Annotated in this window: 3 protein-coding genes; 1 reads left to right on the forward strand and 2 read right to left on the reverse strand. The window is 53.2% G+C overall.

Annotated elements, in window-relative coordinates; all coding sequences use genetic code 11:
• The coding region (locus ACIQZK_RS10625; RefSeq protein ID WP_397576101.1) for a hypothetical protein at positions 1 to 264 on the reverse strand (264 nt) is incomplete at its 3' end.
• A 155-nt stretch (positions 265 to 419) separates the two neighbouring features.
• Between ACIQZK_RS10625 and ACIQZK_RS10630 the strand changes: the two genes are divergently transcribed.
• Positions 420 to 1,925 (forward strand): tryptophan halogenase family protein, encoded by a 1,506-nt coding sequence (locus tag ACIQZK_RS10630; RefSeq protein ID WP_395635580.1) that lies wholly within the window; start codon positions 420 to 422, stop codon positions 1,923 to 1,925.
• Positions 1,926 to 1,955: 30 nt separating this feature from the next.
• On the opposite strand, the gene ACIQZK_RS10635 is transcribed toward ACIQZK_RS10630, so the two are convergent.
• On the reverse strand, positions 1,956 to 2,937 hold a 982-nt coding region (locus ACIQZK_RS10635; protein ID WP_397576102.1), incomplete at its 5' end, for a cation:proton antiporter.

Consider the following 2,937-nt stretch of genomic DNA (forward strand, 5'->3'; position numbering starts at 1 on the left):
GGGAAGCGCGCCAATATCTTCGGAGGTGATGACATCAACAAATGTGTCGGCTTCACGCTTTATGCTCTGCGAGTCTGCGAGAGATTTTTTATAGCCGCTCACGATGATCGCGTCTTCAGCCTCAGCGTTTTCCGCAGCTTCAGCGGGCTGTTCAGACGTTTGTGCGAAAACCGGCTGCGCTGCACATAGTGCAATACTGGATGCCGTCGTCAAAACAGCAAGGCGCTGCGATCGCGATGCTCCGAATAAAGATTTGCGTGCCAAATGACCCTCCCTGATGTCGATTCGGAGGATGTAAACTCCCCCATTACCTTAACACATATCCACAATTGAGAGCGTTCACAAGAGACAAAAATGAACGTTCACAATTTGCAGTTCTGGTCTATATCACTATGCAAGACGTTTAAGGGAGAGGTCGGATGGCAATCGAGCACATCATCATTGTGGGCGGCGGAACCGCGGGCTGGATGGCCGCTGCTGCGCTGTCCCGTATTCGCGCGGGTCGTCCCGTGGCGATTACGCTGATCGAATCGGAAGAGATCGGAACCGTCGGTGTGGGCGAGGCGACGATACCGCCGTTTCTGGACTTTAACCGTTTGCTCGAAATTGACGAGCGTGACTTGCTCTCTATGGTCCAAGGCAGTTTCAAGCTTGGTATTCAGTTCGTCAACTGGGGCAAGATTGGCGACAGCTATATCCACCCCTTTGGCAATTATGGTTATCAGGTCGACGGCATTTCCTTTCACCATGTGTGGCACAAATATCAGCAAGCGGGCGACAAGCGCCCCATTCAGGTTTTCAACGTCGAAACAATGGCAGCGCATTTCGGGCGCTTTGCGCGAACGGAAGATTACCAACGCGACGATTTGCCGCCTGTTAACTACGCCTATCATATCGACGCTGGACGCTACGCCCGATATTTGCGCAATTATGCAGAAACGCGCGGTGTTGTCCGCCGTGAAGGCAAGATTTCTGATGTCACATTAGACAATGAAAGCGGTTTTGTATCGTCGGTGACCATGGAAAATGGCGACGTGTTGAAGGGCGATTTGTTCATTGATTGCTCCGGCTTCCGCGGCCTGTTGATCGAACAGGCGCTGAAAACAGGTTATGACGATTGGTCCAATTATCTGCCCTGCAACCGTGCGGTAGCACTGCCATGCTTGCGTGAAGATGGCAGTGGCCCATTGCCTTACACCCGCGCAACCGCCCATTCGGCGGGATGGCAATGGCAGGTTCCGTTGCAGCACCGCAACGGCAACGGCCATGTCTATTGCAATGAATATATGTCTGATGATGAGGCACATAGCATTCTGGTCAACAACATCGCTGGAAAACCCGGCGCTGAACCAAATTTCCTGCGTTTTGTAACGGGTCGGCGTAAAAAGTTTTGGAACAAGAATGTTGTCGCGCTTGGTCTGGCATCGGGCTTTATGGAGCCGCTAGAGTCCACCTCGCTTCACCTCGTGAATACGGGGATTAACAAGCTGATTGCGTTGCTATCTCTCGATGGGGTGACGCAAGCGCAAGAAGACGCGTTCAATCGCCTAACCGGCAAGGAATATGCGCGCATCCGCGATTTCCTTATCCTTCATTATAACAGCACAACGCGTGACGACAGTCCGTTCTGGAACTATTGCCGCAACATGCCCGTGCCCGACAGCCTCACCGAGAAGGTCGAGCTGTTCCGCCAAAACGGCCAAATATTCCGCGAAGATGACGAGCTATTTACCGAAACCAGCTGGGCCGCTGTCATGATGGGGCAGGGTATCAAGATGGGCGGGCACAACGCCATGGCAGACGCGGTGAGAGAACCAGATACGCGGCGCGAAATTGACGAAATGGAAAAATCGATCCAGTTTGTGGTCCAGCATATGCCGTCACATGGCGAATATCTGAACCGATATTGCCCAGCCCCTGCTTGAAAAAGGCAATTTCCCTAATCAAGCTGGGGTTCAATCGGCCAGAGCCACATCCTTTTTTTTCAGTGCCCCTAGCTCGCCTGATTCACGGGCTTTTCGGCCGTACACCAATTCAAACAATGGGCTTGCCATCATCGTGGTGACAATCGCCATAAGCACCAGCATTGAGAATAATGTCGGTCCGATTATGCCTTTTTGCAGACCGATGTTGATGATGATGAGTTCCATTAAACCACGTGAGTTCATCAACGCGCCGATACCCAATGCGGTGCGATTGTCTTCGCCAGCAACCCGCGCCGCGACATAGCACGCGCCAAATTTGGCGACGATTGATCCCGCTAGAATGACCAGTGCGATCAACAGCAATGGAAGCGTGTTGACCATATCCATGCGCGTGTTGAGCCCAGAATAGGTAAAGAACATCGGCAGCAATAGGACGACGGCAAGCGGTTCAACCTTCTTCTTTAACTCTTCAACGAAAAGGCCGCGGGGCATAACAACCCCCAGAATGAAGCCGCCGAAAATTGCATGGATGCCAACTGCGTCCATGATGAACGCGGACAGACAGAATGCAGCGATAGTTATGCCAAGCACAGTCATGCTCATTTCGCCCTCGCGCTCGACCATCCGGCCCAGCGGCGCGAAAATTTTGCGGCCGAACAGGACGATAAACGTGGCGTAAAGCAGCCCACCACCGATTGCGAGCACGGCAACGCCAGGGCCTGCGCCAAAAGTTGCCAGCACCACCGCCAGCACGCACCAAGATACAGCGTCGTCAAACGCACCGGCGGTAAGTGACAATGTGCCGAGCGACGTTTTCGCCAATCCACGTTCGTTTATGATGCGCGCTAACATCGGAAATGCGGTCAGCGCGATACAGGCGCCCATGAACAAAGTCGCGCTTGATTGCGGAATTCCCGGTGTAAAGAGCCCGGGAACAGTCAGCAGCCACGGGGTTATCAACACCGCAATCAAAAACGGTACCACGATGCCAGCTAAGGATACGCTTATCGCG

This window comes from Sphingorhabdus sp. (assembly GCF_044338195.1).
Classification (GTDB): domain Bacteria; phylum Pseudomonadota; class Alphaproteobacteria; order Sphingomonadales; family Sphingomonadaceae; genus Sphingorhabdus_B.

Bases quoted from the DNA above. Each gene is read 5' to 3' on its own strand.
- ACIQZK_RS10630 (WP_395635580.1), top strand. From the start codon at position 420: ATGGCAATCGAGCACATCATCATTGTGGGCGGCGGAACCGCGGGCTGG.